The organism is Pontibacter aquaedesilientis, from assembly GCF_014773225.1.
Classification (GTDB): domain Bacteria; phylum Bacteroidota; class Bacteroidia; order Cytophagales; family Hymenobacteraceae; genus Pontibacter; species Pontibacter aquaedesilientis.
Genome location: NZ_JACXAJ010000001.1, coordinates 944,563 through 961,294 on the forward strand (window position 1 = coordinate 944,563; position 16,732 = coordinate 961,294).

General features: G+C 51.7%; 14 protein-coding genes. 13 read left to right on the top strand and 1 reads right to left on the bottom strand.

Annotated features, from left to right (window positions below; translation table 11 throughout):
• Positions 1-70: 70 nt before the first annotated feature.
• The 6 genes from H9Q13_RS04185 to H9Q13_RS04210 all read left to right on the top strand — a co-directional run bounded on the left by H9Q13_RS04185 (position 71) and on the right by H9Q13_RS04210 (position 4,548).
• Complete coding sequence (locus H9Q13_RS04185; RefSeq protein WP_191182466.1) at positions 71-925, top strand: hypothetical protein; 855 nt, start codon at positions 71-73, stop codon at positions 923-925.
• 97 nt (positions 926-1,022) lie between these two features.
• The gene (locus tag H9Q13_RS04190; protein ID WP_191182467.1) at positions 1,023-1,241 is read left to right on the top strand and encodes a Sec-independent protein translocase subunit TatA/TatB; all 219 of its coding nucleotides are present in this window, start codon (positions 1,023-1,025) and stop codon (positions 1,239-1,241) included.
• A gap of 292 nt (positions 1,242-1,533) precedes the next feature.
• Positions 1,534-2,175 carry a ferritin-like domain-containing protein gene (locus tag H9Q13_RS04195; RefSeq protein WP_191182681.1) on the top strand — a complete coding sequence of 214 codons (642 nt, stop codon included), beginning with the start codon at positions 1,534-1,536 and terminating at the stop codon, positions 2,173-2,175.
• 8 nt (positions 2,176-2,183) lie between these two features.
• The gene (locus tag H9Q13_RS04200) at positions 2,184-2,984 is read left to right on the top strand and encodes a ferritin-like domain-containing protein (RefSeq protein ID WP_191182468.1); all 801 of its coding nucleotides are present in this window, start codon (positions 2,184-2,186) and stop codon (positions 2,982-2,984) included.
• Positions 2,985-3,155: 171 nt separating this feature from the next.
• Positions 3,156-3,713, top strand: coding sequence for an RNA polymerase sigma factor (locus H9Q13_RS04205; RefSeq protein ID WP_224744046.1), 558 nt, complete (start codon positions 3,156-3,158; stop codon positions 3,711-3,713).
• Positions 3,706-4,548, top strand: a complete 843-nt coding sequence (locus H9Q13_RS04210) for an anti-sigma factor (RefSeq protein WP_191182469.1) — start codon at positions 3,706-3,708, stop codon at positions 4,546-4,548. The genes H9Q13_RS04205 and H9Q13_RS04210 overlap by 8 nt, the downstream gene beginning before the upstream one ends.
• An 18-nt stretch (positions 4,549-4,566) precedes the next feature.
• Here the strand turns inward: H9Q13_RS04210 and H9Q13_RS04215 are convergent, their stop codons facing one another.
• Positions 4,567-5,595 carry an alcohol dehydrogenase catalytic domain-containing protein gene (locus H9Q13_RS04215; RefSeq protein ID WP_191182470.1) on the bottom strand — a complete coding sequence of 343 codons (1,029 nt, stop codon included), beginning with the start codon at positions 5,593-5,595 and terminating at the stop codon, positions 4,567-4,569.
• A 178-nt stretch (positions 5,596-5,773) separates the two neighbouring features.
• Between H9Q13_RS04215 and H9Q13_RS04220 the strand changes: the two genes are divergently transcribed.
• The 7 genes from H9Q13_RS04220 (at position 5,774) to hrpB (ending at position 16,693) form a co-directional block, all read left to right on the top strand.
• Positions 5,774-6,283 (top strand): ExbD/TolR family protein, encoded by a 510-nt coding sequence (locus H9Q13_RS04220; protein ID WP_191182471.1) that lies wholly within the window; start codon positions 5,774-5,776, stop codon positions 6,281-6,283.
• Between the two features lie 132 nt (positions 6,284-6,415).
• Positions 6,416-7,003, top strand: coding sequence for an RNA polymerase sigma factor (locus tag H9Q13_RS04225; protein ID WP_191182472.1), 588 nt, complete (start codon positions 6,416-6,418; stop codon positions 7,001-7,003).
• Positions 6,990-7,751: a carboxypeptidase regulatory-like domain-containing protein gene (locus H9Q13_RS04230; protein ID WP_191182473.1), complete on the top strand. Its 762-nt coding sequence runs from the start codon at positions 6,990-6,992 to the stop codon at positions 7,749-7,751. Before H9Q13_RS04225 ends, H9Q13_RS04230 begins: the two co-directional genes overlap by 14 nt.
• 278 nt (positions 7,752-8,029) lie before the next feature.
• On the top strand, positions 8,030-9,580 hold the full coding sequence (locus tag H9Q13_RS04235; RefSeq protein ID WP_224744047.1) for a GAF domain-containing protein: 1,551 nt from the start codon (positions 8,030-8,032) through the stop codon (positions 9,578-9,580).
• Positions 9,581-9,612: 32 nt separating this feature from the next.
• On the top strand, positions 9,613-13,722 hold the full coding sequence (locus H9Q13_RS04240; protein WP_191182475.1) for a chemotaxis protein CheB: 4,110 nt from the start codon (positions 9,613-9,615) through the stop codon (positions 13,720-13,722).
• Positions 13,723-13,729: 7 nt separating this feature from the next.
• Complete coding sequence (locus tag H9Q13_RS04245) at positions 13,730-14,026, top strand: antibiotic biosynthesis monooxygenase family protein (RefSeq protein WP_191182476.1); 297 nt, start codon at positions 13,730-13,732, stop codon at positions 14,024-14,026.
• Positions 14,027-14,146: 120 nt separating this feature from the next.
• A complete protein-coding gene (gene hrpB / locus H9Q13_RS04250; RefSeq protein ID WP_191182477.1) occupies positions 14,147-16,693 on the top strand; it encodes an ATP-dependent helicase HrpB in 2,547 nt (848 codons plus the stop codon).
• Positions 16,694-16,732: the final 39 nt, after the last annotated feature.

Consider the following 16,732-nt stretch of genomic DNA (forward strand, 5'->3'; position numbering starts at 1 on the left):
AGCAAATTGATTAGATTTAGCCAAAGCTATTCAACTTGATGTCTAAATGAACCCATATAGTCTCTTGTTCATGAAAAAGGTAAACAGTTGCCCCCTGCCTGATTTAAGATCCCTTGTTCTCCAGGCAACGCTATACCTTGTTTTGGCGCTCTGCGCATCGTGTACTGGTTTCAGGCAACTGGCTATACCTGCGCGACCCGCCAATGCCCTCTCCGGCTCAGAATTTTACAGGCAAGCAGTAAGTTATGACTGGCAGCAGCGTGACGCATTGGCAGTGAAGGAGATGCTGCGCGGCAACATGCCCCCCTTCCTGAAAAAATTCGTGGCTATACCTGTCACAGCGGCGAGTCCTTCCGGCAAAACAATCAAAGCCACCATTTATGTGAGTCCTGACTACCTGAGCGTGGGTCACCGGAAAGACTGGGCCCGTGTACCTCTCACCCCTATGGCTGCCCAACAGGTAGCAGACAGCCTGCATTGTTTTTTGCCAACCCGTAAAATTATAGACGACATTTATAGGCACGCTAGCGTAAAGCTGGCCCCACAACCCTTAACAGCCCACCGCGACAGCACTCCGACATTCTATGCGCATCACCTGCTGGTAGAGGCACAGCGTCAGGGCCGTAAAGGACTAATCGCCGGTCATAAAAAAGATGTGGTGATTAGCAGCAAAGTGTCCCGTGACCCAAGACCTAACCGGGTAGCCATTTACGGCTGGCACCTCCCCAGCGGCAAACCGATACAGCCACTCTATACCGGACACATCAACTTGTACGTCGACTATAGCCACGGCATCCGGCTGGTATACCGCAAGATCAGAGTCGGCCGCAAATGGATGGACTACAGCGAGGTGCTCCGGGACCCGGAACTACGCGGTTTGCTTTGCGATGAAGATGCTTGTGACTTTCTGAGGTATGGCTACTGAGGTGTCAGCTAAGAAGGTATAGTCACCCATTTGATTCACTCTCTTAAATCCGATCTGACCTGGCGCTCGTTAATATGTTTAACTAATCACGAGAATTATGGAAACGACAGGTATATTATTATTTATAGGAGGTTTGGGCGGCACGGAGGTAGTGTTGATACTATTGGCAGTTATTCTGCTTTTCGGGGCCAAGAAGATACCGGAGCTGGCAAAAGGCCTGGGACGCGGCATACGGGAGTTTAAAGACGCCTCAAAAGAGATCAAAAATGATTTTGAGAATTCAGTGAACGAAAAAAAAGACACCCCTCCTAATTAGGTCACCACTGCATGGAGTTACCTTGGCAAGCCCACTTTCTGAGTGGGCTTTTCGTTTGGAGTCTCCCTTGTATCAGTAAGGCCAACACGATTTTTAAAAAAATCATACAATTTTTTACAGTTCCCTAAATCCAGTGCAATAGTCCGCGTCGTAGGTCTTGCAACACTACAGGCTGAAAGCTTCTCCTGTAGCAGTTTCTTTTTCATTTTAAATAAAAATAAATACTATGGAAAACCTACAAGATAAGCCTACGGCGAAAGAGGACAGCCTAACCAAATCGCTGGCAGTGCCGATGCAGCGCCGTATGTTCATGCGCTATGCCGGTGCTACCGCAGCTGTGACAACCCTGCTCTTTGCCACATCCTGTGACGATGACGATGATTCTCCGACAGATCCGATGGCAGTTGACCTGGGGTCGGGTGACACGGGTATTTTGAACTATGCCTATGCGCTGGAACAGTTGGAAGCGGCTTTCTACGCTGAGGTTGTCGCCAAATCGCTCAGCATGTTCAGCCAAGCTGAGCAACAGATCATGCAGGATATAAAAGGCCATGAAGGCATTCACCGTGATTTCCTGAAAGCAGCGCTGGGTACTTCGGCTATTCCAAACCTGGAAGTGAATTTCAGCGCGATCAACTTCAATGATAAAAACAGTATCCTCACCACAGCCCGTACCTTCGAAGACCTGGGTGTTGCCGCCTACAATGGCGCCGGCAAACTGCTCGAAAACGCCGGCTTCCTGACGCTCGCCGGTAAGATCGTATCGGTGGAGGCACGCCATGCTGCTGTCATCCGCGACCTGATCTCAAACGGAACCTTCTCCGACTCAGCCAACGAAAAAGGCCTGGACCCAGCTATGGCACCAGCCGATGTGCTCGCTGCGGCGGCTCCGTTTATCAAGACAAAAATTACAGCAAACAACTTACCTAAATAAGACGCGCTATGAACATTTTCAGAATAATAGAAGATATAGAAAAAGTCGATCCGGAAGTATACAATAAGCTTGACTCCCGTCGCAATGCCTTCAAATACATGAGTAGCGTAGGTAAGAAAGCGGCTCTGGCTGCTATACCGCTTGCCCTTGGCTCGGTTTTTCAGAAAGCCTACGGTCAGAGCAACAGCACCATACTGGAAGTACTAAACTTTGCCCTGAAGCTGGAGTACCTGGAGCGTAATTTTTATACCCAGGGACTAGCTGCCAACGGCCTTATACCGGCTGGAGCCGCCAGAACGGCCATCCAGAAAATACAGGTGCATGAAGCAGAGCACGTGAAGCTGTTGATAGCCACCATCCAAAGCCTGAACGGCACGCCGATCAGCGAACCGACCTTCAACTTCGGCAAGAACTTCGCCGACTGGAACACCAACTACCAAACCTTCCTGACACTGGCGCAGGCCTTCGAAGATACCGGCGTGCGTGCCTACAAAGGCCAGGCCGGTAACCTGATCAGCAACGATGCTGTCCTGACAGCTGCCCTGCAGATTCACTCGGTAGAGGCCCGCCACGCGGCACACATCCGTCGCATGCGCAACAACGCCGGCTGGATAGTAGGCGCAGGCGCGAACAGTAATGTACCGGCAGGTGCACAGCCCGTTTATGCAGGCGAGGACAATGTGGCACAAGGAGGTATCAACGATGTGAAGACGGTTGGGGCAGGTTACTCCGCCGAGATAGCCACCGGAGCCTTTGATGAACCGCTGACAAAAGAGCAGGTTGCACAGATAGTTTCACTCTTTGAATAAACCTTTTAACCCTTTACCTGTTCTTCCAGAAATTCCCATATCACCCTATATTGAAAAAGAGCTGCCCCTGGTAGCTCTTTTTCTTTGTTAGCTACGTACAACATGTTGTATTAATTTTTTACTATCTTTAACAGCCGATCTGTGGCAGTACAGGTCATAAATGCGGAATAATTGGCGGACAAATACCTTAGACCAAAACTCAGTGAAGAAGAGCTGATAGCACGACTGCGTGATCGTGACAACTCAGCGATGTCCACGCTGTACGATATGTACAGCGCGACCCTCTATGGTATCGTGTTGCAGATCGTGAAGATTGAAGAGACAGCAGAAGACGTGCTACAGGATGCCTTAGTCAAAATATGGAACTCCTTTGACAAATACGACCCCGACAAAGGCAGACTTTTTACCTGGATGCTAAATATTTGCAGAAATCAGGCCATCGACGCAATCCGGTCGAAACAGCACCGCGTAAGTAATAAAACAGAGGATTTCTCGGCAAATATTCGTTCCGGACTTTCTTCAGAAGATTTTAAACCGGAGCATATAGGCGTACGTGATATGATAGATAATCTCACTCCTGACCAGAAACAAGTAATTGATTTAATGTATTTTGAAGGGCTGTCTCAAAGTGAGATCGCAGATGCCTATAATATCCCCTTGGGGACTGTGAAAACCAGGGCACGCAGCGCTGTAAAAATGTTATCTAAATTTTTTAAAGGTCGTGCATAACGAAGAATACATAGCATCAGGCATCCTGGAGCTCTATGCTGCGGGTGGCCTCACCCCTACTGAGCGTGAGGATGTGGAACGCCGGGCGGCAGATTCGCCGGATATCCGCATGGCCCTGGATGAGGCGTGCGAGGCCATGGAGGGCTATGCCAACTTATATGCGGTAAAACCCCGCCCTGAACTGAAAGACCGCATCTTACAACAGTTTCAAAGCCCGGAGCAGGCAACAGATTTAGGTACGCCTGCAGGTATAGCAGCGGACAATGTGCGAACGCTATACCCTGAAAATTCGGAAAAAACATCTGCCTACAAATGGATGATGGCTGCGAGTATCGTGCTGTTTCTCTTGTCCGGTGTCATGAGTTTTCATTTCTATAACAAATGGCAACACGCCGAGGAAAGGCTGGCCGGTGTGGTCGCATCAGAGCTACAACTGGCCCAGAATTTCCAGAAGACTTCACTTCAACTTCAAAACCAGGAAGAGGTGCTGGCCGTTCTCCGAAACCCGGATTTCCAGGCGGTACAGTTGCAGGGCGTGGAAGAGAGTCCGGATGCCCGCATGGTGGTGTATTGGAACAAGCAGCAGGCGCAGGTATACGTGGACCAGGTGGCACTTCCGAAACCGCCAACAGGCAAACAATACCAGTTGTGGGCCCTGGCTGACGGCAAGCCCATCGACGCCGGCATGATCGATGCTGCATCTCCTGCCTATGCCCTGCAGCAAATGAAGAACATCACAGCAGCCCAGGCCTTTGCCGTCACGCTGGAGCCAATCGGCGGTAGCCAAGAACCAACTCTGGAGCAGCTTACCGTGATCGGCAATATTAATTCTTAACCTGTTTTATTTAGCCCCTTACTCTCTGACCCGGACCACAACCTTCCCTATGGTTTTGCCCTGCTGAAAGAGGTGAATGGCCTCGTGCATTTGTTTAAAAGCAAACACATGGCCGATGTGCTGCGGCTTGAGTTGAAGGGCTTGCAGACCATCCAATAACTGGTGCATCAGGTTGGTTTGCTCGTAGAGGTGTATCAGGTTGAAGCCCATCAGCGACTTGTTCTCTGTTGGCAAGTGCAGCGGGTCTATCTTCGGGCGAAGCAGAAATTTCCAGACTAACCGGAGGTAATTGGGCCGGCTGCCATGACTGGTAAAACTGGCATTGCCATATACAACCATGCGTCCCATCGGGGCCATGGCTTTCCAGCCTTGAGCCAGAATCTTGCCCCCAATGCATTCCATGATCAGCCGGAGGGGTCTGTCCCCCAAAGCCCTGTTCAGTTTGTGAGCAAAATACTTATCACGCAGGATCACCTCATCGTAGGCCTCTTCCTTCATCAGAAAATTCACTTTGTTTGGCTGCCCGACTGTGCCAATGGTATAGGCATCGAATTTTTTGCAGATGCGGTTGGCCAGTATACCTACGCCCCCAGCGGCGCTGTGAATCAGTACCGTCATTCCGCGTTGAAGATTTCCCAGTTCGACGAGTGCGTAATAGGCCGTGAGTCCCTGTACCAGAAAGCCCGCCCCTTCCTCAAAGCTCCAGGATTCGGGCAGTGCAATCACGTAACGGTGGTGGCTGTTGAGATGCGACGCATAACCGCCAAATTTTGTAACACCCATCACACGGTTGCCTACTTTCCAATTGCTAACTCCCTCTCCTACCGCCGTAATGACGCCGGCATACTCCAGACCAGGTATAAAAGAGCCCTTGGGGGTCGCACTGTATAGCCCCTGCATGGCAAAGATATCAGCAAAGTTGAGTCCGATTGCCTTCACTTCGACGCATATTTCATCTGCTTGGGGCGCTTCCAATTCTTCTGTTTGTAAGCCCAGGTCCTGAATCGAACCCGCTTTGGGCATACGGTATACCTGGCGTTGGATCATGAGGTTTGACAATTAACGTTGAAGTCGGGTGCAGTGCACCGTCAGTAAATGTAGCGCATCTTTTCAAAATAAAATCACCAGTCTCTTATGGAAATCAGATCGTCTTTTCATCTACTGAATAACAAGGGCGGAAAGACTGCCCAGCGTTAAGACGACACAATCGGAAAGGAAAAACAACATGGCACAGATTCAGAAAAAACAGACAGGCGCTAAGGGCGGTAAAAGAAGCGCATCCAAAACAGGCATCCACCTGGACATGACCCCGATGGTAGACCTGGCCTTTTTGCTGCTCACCTTTTTCATGCTGACCACCACTTTTGCGAAACCACAAACGATGGAAATCAACATGCCGGCCAACCAGGGAGTGGACACGCCCATAGCCGGTAAAAACGCGATGACCGTAATACTGGGTGAAAAAAACCGAATATACTATTACTTCGGCTTTCCGGGTGACGAGCCGGAAGTGGTAGAAACTGATTTCTCCGCCACGGGTATACGCCAGGTGCTGCTATCGGATCGGGTGAAGGCCAACCGGAATATGGTGGTGTTGATGAAAGCGATGGAAACCTCGCGCTATAAAAACCTGGTGGACGCCTTGGACGAACTCAAGATCACCGACACCCGGAAATTTGCCCTGGTAAAACTTACTGATGAAGACCGCAAACTGGTTGCCGGAATTAATCGCTGATATATTTAAAATTTTTTATTTTCTTTAGTGCCAGCCATGGTTTTGTTCGTGCCATGCAGGTGATGAATTCTCGCCTTAATTCGAACGAAGCGTGACAGCAAAAAATTTACCGTAGCACCAGTTATAGCCCCTATGTTTCTAAAGTTCTTCTCCAAAGATCGCCCGCCGGATGACCTGGAGCTGGTACAGCAGTATCGGCGATCGGGCGATCTGGACGTGATCGGAAAACTCTTTGAGCGGCACACCGATATGGTATACCTGGTCTGCATGAAATACCTCCAGGACGAGGACGAGAGCAAGGACGCCACCATGCAGGTTTTTGAGCAGTTGGTAACAGCCCTCAAAAAGCATGAGGTCGCCAACTTCAAACCCTGGCTGCATACGCTCACCAAAAACCATTGCCTCCAGCTATTGCGTGCACAAAGCCAAAGAGGCAAGTTGGAGGCGCGCCACGTAGCAGCACCAGGTATAGAACCTGGCACCGATCTGCAACCAAGCAGCGCCGAGCAGCAAGAACTCGAAATCCAGGCGCTGGAGCGGGGCCTGATCGCGCTGTCGCCGGAGCAGCGCACCTGCCTGGAACTGTTTTACCTGCAGCAGAAGAGCTACAAAGACATCGTTGAACTGACAGGCTGTGACATGGCGCAAGTGAAAAGCTATATTCAGAATGGCCGCCGTAACCTGAAAAACTATATGGAGAAACATCATGCGCAGCGATAAAATAGCAAACAGCCACTGGGGACTCGACCAGCACCCCTCCACCGAAACGCTCCGGCAGTACGAGGAAGGTATACTCTCCTCCGCCCTGAGCAATGAGCTGGAGCGACACCTGATGGATTGCGAACTCTGTGAAGACATACTCAGTGGCATGGCGCTGGCTGACCGAAACCGTACGCAGCAGGCCAAGAACAGGATTCTACAGCGCATCCGGACCAGGCTCCGAAAAAACAGGCGTAGGCCAAGGGCCCTGCATGGCCTCGGGGACTGGCGCGTGGCAACGGCTGTGCTCATGATGTTCGTCTCACTGGGACTGCTGTTGTTCTATCACTATACCCGCTCTGTCACTGAGGAGAAGCGGGCCGCTTACCCGGGCGGGATTCTCCCTCCCACCCCTGAAGAGTTGCTGGCCAGGACCATCGATTCCGCTCTGGTGCTGGATATACCTGCCCCTCCCGTTGCCACACGCAATAGGCCTGATGCACAGGCTGTGGCAAATCGGTATTTACTTGGTCAGATCGTTTCGGCCAACGGAACAGGTATAGCCGACGCAATGGTGCAGTGGAAGGGAACTGACCAGTCCACCAGGACCAATGCGGCAGGCAATTTCCGATTGGAACTGGTGCCGGAAAACCACGCTCTTCTCATCAGCGCAACTGGCTACATCCCGCAGGAAATCAAGGCGGCGCAAGTGTACCATCCGATCAAAGTCACAATGGTGCCGTCTAACGATCCAAAAATCCGCCCGTAAGGCGCTACTGTAGTCTGATAGCATTTCAGCCAGAACAGAAAGCCGGCAATGCGGTTTAGATCAAAACATGTAACCTTTTCGTTTTTGGACTGTTTTTAATCCAAATTTGGTTAAATTACAGCTTAATTGCCCCTTCTATGGGGGAGCCTCATTTTTCTTGTGCACGGTATGGGTCTAGACGTGGCAGCCTGACGTCTTTCTGTACAGAGTAGCATAATCAAATTGGCTATCAACTGTAACATGTAAAAGGATCTAGCCCGGGCTGAGGCTGTATGACTATGAATAATCTCACGAATAACAACGGAATCGGGGTCGATAAAAACTATGACTCTGATTTCTGCGGAAGCATACCGCTTCACCTGATCAATTTGACCCAACCCCACGGCATGCTCCTCGTGCTGGACAGTGAACTGCGCATCCGGCAGATAAGCGAAAATGCGGCGGATCACCTGGGTATTCCGGCCGAGGAATTTCTTGAAAAGCCTCTGGCGGAATATGTCAACGAAGCGCAGTATGAAGAGCTGCTTGCCAAACTAGAACTCCGTAACCAGGGGGAGAAAATACCCTTTACCCTCAGCTTCCACACAAGTGGGGAAGAGAAACAATTCACGGCACTCATACACACTGAACCAGCCTACCTGCTGATAGAACTGGAAGAAGGAGCCAATTACCAAAGCCATACGATCACGGAGTTTTTCCAGCAGATAAAGTACGCCACCTCCCGACTCAAGCAAACCGAATCCGTCGAATCAATTGCCCGGGTGGCGGCGGAGGAAATCAAGCGATTCACTGATTTCGACAAGGTGCTCATTTATCAGTTTGACAAGCAGTGGAATGGCACCGTGATCGGGCAGGCCAAAGAAGACGACATGAGTGATTTCATGGGGCTGCGCTTTCCGGCATCCGACATCCCCAAGCAGGCCCGCGAGCTTTACTTCAAGAGTCCTTACCGCCTGATCCCGACACGCGACTACACACCGGTTCGCCTGTTGCCTGTAATTAATCCATTGACACAGCGGTTCACGGACCTATCGGACTGTAATTTGCGCAGCGTGGCAGGCGTGCACCTGGAGTATATGGCCAACATGGGCATCATGGCCTCTATGTCGCTGCCCATAATCATCGAAAACAAACTTTGGGGAATCATCTCGTGCCACCATAAAACGGCCAAGAACCCGGACTTCGAAGAGCGGAATGCGATGGAGCTGCTGTCTTCCATTATATCCAGCCAACTTGCGGCAAAGGAGAGAGAAAACGTGATCAGCCTGCAACTCACGCTCCGGTCCAAACACGCCACCCTGTTGGAGCAGTTGTATAACAGCAATTCGTTTGTGGATGGCTTGTTTCACGGCGAGACAAACTTGCAGGAACTCCTGTCGCTGACAGGCGCGGCCGTGAGCTACGATGGGGAGATCAAAACGATGGGCAATACGCCCCCTATTCAGAAGGTGAAAGAACTTGTATCCTGGCTTCGACGTAACAGTACAGAACAAATATTCTATACCCACCATTTGCCGCACCTCTACCCAAACAGTAAAGACTATAAGAACGAAGCCAGCGGACTGATTGCCATCCCTCTCAACACGGAGCAGGGCGAGTTTATACTGGGTTTCCGGGAAGAGACGCTGCAAACCGTAAACTGGGGTGGCAACCCTGACCAGGCGATTCAGTTAGAACCTGACGGAAAGAAGTACCATCCAAGAAACTCTTTTGCCTTATACCAGGAAACGGTGAAATTCACCTCTATTCCGTGGCTGGAAGAGGAAGTGGCGGCGGCAGAAACACTGCAAAACGCTGTGATGGGAAAAATCATCCGCGAGAAGTTCTAAGTCTACTACCCTATTATCCCTGAATCAACAGCATGTCGCAGCAACTTCCGAAGACAAACCGCAGCAAGGTAACGCCAAGGCCGGCAGATCATTACCTGGTAGGCATTGGTGCTTCGGCAGGTGGCCTGGAAGCTATCCATAAGCTTTTTGACCACTTTCCAAGCAACTCCAGCTTCGCTTTTGTCATTATACAACACCTCTCACCCGACCACAAAAGCCTGATGGCCGAGCTTTTGTCCAAGCATACCCGCATGCAGGTGCAGGAGGCGGAGGACAACATGTTTACGCGGCCCAACTGCGTGTATGTGCTGCCTAGTGGCAAGCAACTTACCCTGCAGCACGGACGCTTGCGCCTCACAGAAAAGCCGCGCAGTCGGGAGCCAAACTTTGCCGTCGATGTTTTCTTTGAGTCATTGGCTATCGACAGGGGAAAATATGCCATTGGCATCGTGCTGTCGGGTACCGGCACCGATGGGAGCAAAGGCGTGAAAGCCATAAAGCAGGCAGGCGGTCTGGTGGTGGTACAAGATCCGGAATCAGCGAAATTTGACGGTATGCCCCGCAGCGCAATCGATACCGGGGACGTGGACTTTGTGCTGACTGCCGACAAAATGTCCAAAGAGATCATAGAGCATACTCGCCGCATGCCCCTACTCAAGTCCATCATCGAAAATGGCCGGTCAAGTGCTGAAACGGATGAGGAGGCTGTGTTGCAGGAAATCCTGGAACTCGTGTGCAGCCATACGCAAATGGATTTCACCAATTACAAGATGGCCACCATCAACCGGCGGGTGCATAAACGCATGCAGCACCTGAAGTTGGAAAGCATGGAGGCTTACCTGCACTATTTGCATGACAATCCGGCTGAAATCAAACAGCTGTGCCAGGAGTTTTTCATCAACGTGACAAGCTTTTTTCGCGATCAGGAGGTATTTGAATTACTGAAGGACAGGGTTATACCTGAAATCATCCAGAGTAAAAAGGCAAATGAACCTGTTAAGGTATGGGTGGCCGCCTGCAGTACCGGCGAGGAGGTGTATTCACTCGCCATCCTTTTCTGTGAGGTATACCACGAACTCGGAATTGAGCCTAACGTTAAACTCTTTGCCACCGACATTGATCAGCGCGCCCTGCAGCAGGCTTCCAAAGGCACGTATAATCCATCTATCTCAAAAAATGTGTCGCAAAGTCGTTTAGAGCGCTTCTTCCAAAAGAAAGGCAACAAATATGAGGTAAGCGATCAAATTCGCAAGATGGTGATCTTTGCGCAGCATGACCTCCAGAAAGATCCGCCATTCAGCAAGATCGACCTGATCACCTGCCGCAACATGCTGATCTACCTCAACCCGGCCCTGCAGAACAAAGTGCTTTCTCTTTTCCCTTACGCCCTCAACAAAGATGGCTTCCTCCTTCTGGGCCCGAGCGAGCACATTGGCAATTTAAAAGAGTATTTCGCAGAAGAAGACCGCAAGTGGAAACTGTTCCGGAAAATAAAAGACCGGACCGGTACGCAGCAATCCTATGGTATAAAGGAATATGTGACGGAGATACAGCCAAGCCAGGCTTCACAGTACAAAACCACCCAGCTCAATCGCTACAACGAGGCATTCATGGATGCACTCGCAGAGGATTTTAAGGTGACGGCCCTCTATGTCGACGCCTCTTACCAGCTTTTGCATGGCATAGGAGACATCAACCGTTTTCTGAAGTTCCCGGACAAGCGCCTGCACTTCAACCTTATCAAGATGGTGCCGGAAGAGCTTGCCGTGACACTGAGCGTGGGCATTCGCAAAGCCCTGAAGAACAACCGCAATGTAATCGCACGGCAGGTAGCCGTAAAATTCGGCAAAAAAGAGAAGATGGTCAATGTCTCCATCCGTCCTGTCACCATCGAGAAGGGACAGCCGAAAATTATTCTGGTGCTACTGCAGGAGATGGCCGAGGTGCACCAGACTCCAAAAATTTCGGAACTCTCCCTGGTTTCCGACTCTGACTATTATCAGCAGCTCACGGCTCTGGAAATGGAGTTGAAAGAAACCCGGGACAACCTGCAGATGACCGTACAGGACCTGAGCACGGCCAATGAAGAACTGCAGTCGAGCAACGAAGAGCTCATGTCCAGTAATGAGGAGTTGCAAAGCTCCAACGAGGAAATGCAGTCGCTCAACGAAGAGCTGCACACGGTCAATTCTGAGCACCAACTCAAGATAAAGGAATTGCAGGAACTCAACGAAGACCTGGACAACTACTTCAGAAGCTCCAACATCGGGCAGCTGTTTGTGGATCACAACCTGTATATCCGGAAGTACACGCCTTCCATCGAAAGCATCGTGAACATTATCGGAGGCGACATCGGCAGGCCGGTTTATCATTTGTCCCACAGCCTGAAATACTCCCGCCTGGTTGAGGATATACAGTATGTCAACAACACCTCCAATGAGGTAGAGCACGAGGTAGAAACCACGGAAGGACGCTATTTCCTGATGCGCATTATCCCTTACCTCAAGCGTGATGGAAACAAGGATGGCGTTGTAATCAGCTTTGTGGATGTCACAACGCTGCGGACGCTTAGTAGTGTCGTAAACGGGGTGCTGAACAGCTCGCTGAGCAGCATCATGGCTTTCAAGGCTGTGCGCGACGAGAATATGCAGATCAAAGACTTCAACTGGACCCTGCTCAACAAGCAAGCCGAGTCCATGCTGGGCAAATCGAGCGCAAACCTGACCACTACCAGCGTGCTCTCTACCCTGCCGATTCTATACAAAAGCGGGCTGTTCAAAAAGTTTGTGGCGGTGGTGGAGTCCGACAAATCGCTACACGCAGAGCATTATCTGGAGCTGAATGGCAGCAAAGCCTGGTATGAGATTGTGGCCGTCAAAATGGGCGATGGTCTGACAGTCACGATGGCAGATATCACCGACAAGAAAAACAGTGAGGACCGGGTTCTGCAGGCTTTTGAAGATTTGAAAATAGCAGAGGAAAACCTGCTGAAACTGAATAACGAACTGGAGAAAATCGTAGCGGACCGTACCAGAGAACTGGCGGAGAGCGATGAGCGTTTCCGGCTTGTTTCGATGGCAACCAACGACGTGGTGTGGGACTGGAACCTGGCATCGAACGACATTTGGTGGAGCGACAGTCTGCACAAGGTGCTCGGCTACGAAGAGCAGGAAATGATCGGCGGCGCCAACAGCTGGTTTGATAAACTGCACCCCGAAGACCGGGACACGATCGTGAAGAGCATCAACAAAGCGATTAACGAGCGAAAGGAACAGTGGTCGGGCGAATACAGGATCAGGGAAAAAGGAGGTGATTACATTTATGTCTCCAACAGAGCCTACATCCAGTACAACGAGTACCAGATGCCCTACCGGGTAATCGGCTCTTTTATCGACCTGACAGACTTGAAACAGGCTCAGGAAGAGCTTCAGGATACCAATGCACACCTGTTGCGGGTGATTGAGGACCTGGATACCTTCGTGTATACCGCTTCCCACGATCTAAAGTCACCTATCGCCAACATTGAGGGATTGATGCTGCTGCTGGAAGAGCAGATCGCAATGGCCGGACCATTGCCTGGCGAACCGACCGAGCCCCTGTTTGTCATGATTAAGGACTCCATTGCCCGGTTCAAGAACGTGATCAGAGACCTGACTGATATTGCCAAGGTGCAGCGCGATGTGGACGGTGATGCCGAACCGTTGAGCCTGGAGGAACTTTACCAAACGGTATACCTGAGTCTGAAGGAAGAGGCCACGAAGAAACATGCGGTGATCAAGACAGATTTCAGCGAGGCACCGGCCATCAATTTCTCCCGGAAGAATATGTACAGCATTCTGTACAACCTCGTTAGCAATGCGATCAAATACAGCTCACCGGACAAGCAACCCGAGGTGCAAATCAAAAGCAGTTGGGATGGAAAAAGCCTGGTGCTAACTGTTCAGGACAATGGCCTGGGAATGAACGAAGAGCAGCAAGGCAAGCTGTTTACGCTTTTCAAACGTTTTCACTCCCACGTGGACGGTACCGGTATGGGACTTTACATCGTGAAGCGCATCATCGACAACTCGGGCGGAGAAATCAAAGTGGACAGCAAGGTAGGCCAAGGCACAACCTTCAGGCTGTATTTCAAAAAAGAATAAACCGACTATGTACATAGCAATGAGCATGTTTGAGGTTGCCAACGACATGGCAGCCGACGTAAAGGAAGCATTTGTGAAACGACCCCACATGGTCGACAGTGAGAAGGGTTTTCTGGGTATGAAAGTTTTCACGCCGCAGGAAAACGGAAACGAGTTCTGGGTGATGACAACCTGGACAGATGAAACCAGCTACAAAGAGTGGTATAAGCAACACATGAAGGAGTCGCACCAAGGTATACCCAAAGGCTTGAAGTTAGTCCCCGGTAGCCTGAAAGTGCGTTTCTTCGACCAAGTAAGTGATTAGACCGGTCTTTTGCTAACAGGTATAGCCTCTGCGCAGCCCTGGCCAGCAGCAGTGCCAGATTTCCCCTGACCTTGCTTGCAAAACCGGATATTTCAGAAAGATTTCTGAAATTGCAGTGTTATGCCTGATGCTGCCCTACTTTCCCACTTACCTGACCTGCCGGTTAAAGAAGTGATTCCACACTTGCTGGAAACGCTTGCTTGCCATTCGCGTGCTGTGCTGGAAGCGCCTCCCGGTGCCGGCAAAACCACGCTGGTACCCTTGGCATTACTACAGGCCGACTGGCGGCAGGATGGCAAAATACTGGTACTGGAGCCACGCCGACTGGCCACACGGGCAGCGGCACAGCGCATGGCCGATCTGTTAGGTGAGCCATTGGGGCAAACGGTAGGGTATTGGGTGCGCATGGAGCATGTGGTTTCCTCCAAAACCCGGGTGGAAGTGGTGACGGAAGGTATCCTGACCCGCATGCTGCAGGAAGATCCCGCCCTGGAAGGTATAGCCGCCGTCATTTTCGATGAATTTCATGAGCGTAGTCTCCAGGCTGACCTGGGCCTGGCGCTGGCATTGGATGCGCAGGCCGTGCTACGTCCTGATTTGCGCCTGCTCATTATGAGCGCCACACTGGATGCCACAGGTATAGGCAACTGGCTGCAGGCACCGGTCATTCGCAGCGAGGGCCGGCTGTACCCTGTAGAGACGCATTACCTCTCTCCTGCCGAAATGGCCGCGGCTGGAAATAGACCAGCCGAAAGACTGACCTCTATGGTTCCTAAGACCATTCGAAAAACACTGTTAGAAGAGACCGAAGGCGATGTACTGGTATTCTTGCCCGGAATGGGCGAAATGCGCCGGGTGGCCCAACAACTGGAAGACAGACTCCCTCCTGCCACGGACCTGCACCTGCTGCACGGCGATCTGCCGCTTTCCAAACAAATGGCCGCCATACAACCTGCCCCTGCCGGAAGGCGCAAAATTGTGCTGGCCACCAGCATAGCCGAAACCAGCTTAACCATTGAAGGTGTGAAAATTGTGGTGGACGGTGGCTTTGCCCGGGTTCCACGCTTTATTCCCCGCACCGGCCTTACTACCCTCGTTACTATACCTGTCTCCAAAGCGGCGGCAGATCAGCGCCGGGGTCGTGCCGGTCGTCTGGGCCCCGGTGTTTGTTACCGCCTCTGGTCTACAGCGGATCAGTTGCAGTTGCCCGTGCGGCAGGATCCTGAAATTTGCGAGGCCGACCTTTCGGGACTTGCCCTGGAACTTGCCATTTGGGGTATAAAAGACACCAACACCCTGCAGTGGCTCGATTCCCCGCCTGCAGCAGCCATTTCGCTGGCACGTGAGCTTTTGCTTCGACTGAATGCCCTGGACAGAGCAGGTAATGCTACCCCACATGGCAAAGCCATTGCAAACATGGGTTTGACACCACGGCTGGGGCATCTGGTTATAAGAGGCCGCGAACTTGGAATGACGGACAGCGCATGTGCCCTGGCGGCCCTGCTGGCAGAACGCGACATTATCAAATCCATGCAGGTGCCGGCGGGAGCCCCTATGCCAGACCTGATGCTGCGCCTGGAATTGCTGGCTGGTAAACGGCCCCATACACCTGGCTTCTCTAGAGACGAAAATGCCCTAAGACGCGTGCAGGACCAAGCCCAGCATTTGCGCCAGCGACTGCGCGAACCAAAATCATCCATCCGACCCGAAGATGCAGGGCTGTTAACGGCATTGGCCTATCCTGACAGAATCGCCCAGCGTGAAACTTCTGGTCGGGTAAGACTGGTGACAGGCCAGCGTGCCAGCCTTCCGACCGAGTTGTTTGGCGAGGCAGATTATTACGGCATCGCCCACCTCGACTCCGGAGCACATCCGCGCATCCTTTTGGCAGCGCCCCTTGGAAAGGAGGATTTGCTGCAGCATTTTCATGATCAATTGGAGGAGTTAAAGGAAGTTCGCTGGGATAGCGCAAGTGAGCGGGTAGTGGCTCGCCGAATCATTCGGCTCGGCGCCTTGGTACTGGAAGAAAAAGCCATCAGTAATCCGGACCCAGAACAAATGGCAGCGGCTTTGCTGCAAGCATTGCAGGACAAAGGGATAGACCGCTTGCCCTGGTCAGACGAGGCCAGGCGCACCCGGCAGCGCTTCGCCTTTTTACACCAACTGCAGCCTGGGAATTGGCCGGATGTGTCGGATGAGGTGTTGGCTGAAGGTATAGCGGAATGGTTATTGCCTCATTTGTCCGGACTGCGCACAATGGAGCAGGTAGCCCGCTTGGATTTAAATCAGATACTGCTCGCCACGCTTTCCTGGGAGCAACAGCAGGAGATGAACCGACTTGCCCCGACACACCTGGAGGTGCCGAGTGGCTCCCGCATTGCCCTGGACTACAGTGACCCTTCGTCTCCGGTATTGGCCGTCAGGTTGCAGGAGGTATTCGGACTGCTGGACACTCCCCGCATTGGCGGCGGCAAAGTACCTTTGCTCATTCATCTGCTCTCCCCGGCTTCGCGCCCCGTGCAGGTGACACGAGACCTGCGCAGTTTCTGGAGCAACGGCTATTTTGAAGTGCGTAAAGACTTGAGGGGCCGATACCCGAAGCACCATTGGCCCGAAGATCCGCTGACGGCACCGCCCACCCGAGGTATAAAGCGACGTACACCATAAGGCCTGTCCCTATAAGGTATAGCCCATACCGCCAGGTCC

Coding starts and splice junctions, on each gene's coding strand:
- H9Q13_RS04185 (WP_191182466.1), top strand. CDS start 71: ATGAAAAAGGTAAACAGTTGCCCCCTGCCTGATTTAAGATCCCTTGTT.
- H9Q13_RS04190 (WP_191182467.1), top strand. CDS start 1,023: ATGGAAACGACAGGTATATTATTATTTATAGGAGGTTTGGGCGGCACG.
- H9Q13_RS04195 (WP_191182681.1), top strand. CDS start 1,534: ATGCAGCGCCGTATGTTCATGCGCTATGCCGGTGCTACCGCAGCTGTG.
- H9Q13_RS04200 (WP_191182468.1), top strand. CDS start 2,184: ATGAACATTTTCAGAATAATAGAAGATATAGAAAAAGTCGATCCGGAA.
- H9Q13_RS04215 (WP_191182470.1), bottom strand. CDS start 5,595: ATGATCCAACGCCAGGTATACCGTATGCCCAAAGCGGGTTCGATTCAG.
- H9Q13_RS04220 (WP_191182471.1), top strand. CDS start 5,774: ATGGCACAGATTCAGAAAAAACAGACAGGCGCTAAGGGCGGTAAAAGA.
- H9Q13_RS04225 (WP_191182472.1), top strand. CDS start 6,416: ATGTTTCTAAAGTTCTTCTCCAAAGATCGCCCGCCGGATGACCTGGAG.
- H9Q13_RS04230 (WP_191182473.1), top strand. CDS start 6,990: ATGCGCAGCGATAAAATAGCAAACAGCCACTGGGGACTCGACCAGCAC.
- H9Q13_RS04235 (WP_224744047.1), top strand. CDS start 8,030: ATGAATAATCTCACGAATAACAACGGAATCGGGGTCGATAAAAACTAT.
- H9Q13_RS04240 (WP_191182475.1), top strand. CDS start 9,613: ATGTCGCAGCAACTTCCGAAGACAAACCGCAGCAAGGTAACGCCAAGG.
- H9Q13_RS04245 (WP_191182476.1), top strand. CDS start 13,730: ATGTACATAGCAATGAGCATGTTTGAGGTTGCCAACGACATGGCAGCC.
- hrpB (WP_191182477.1), top strand. CDS start 14,147: ATGCCTGATGCTGCCCTACTTTCCCACTTACCTGACCTGCCGGTTAAA.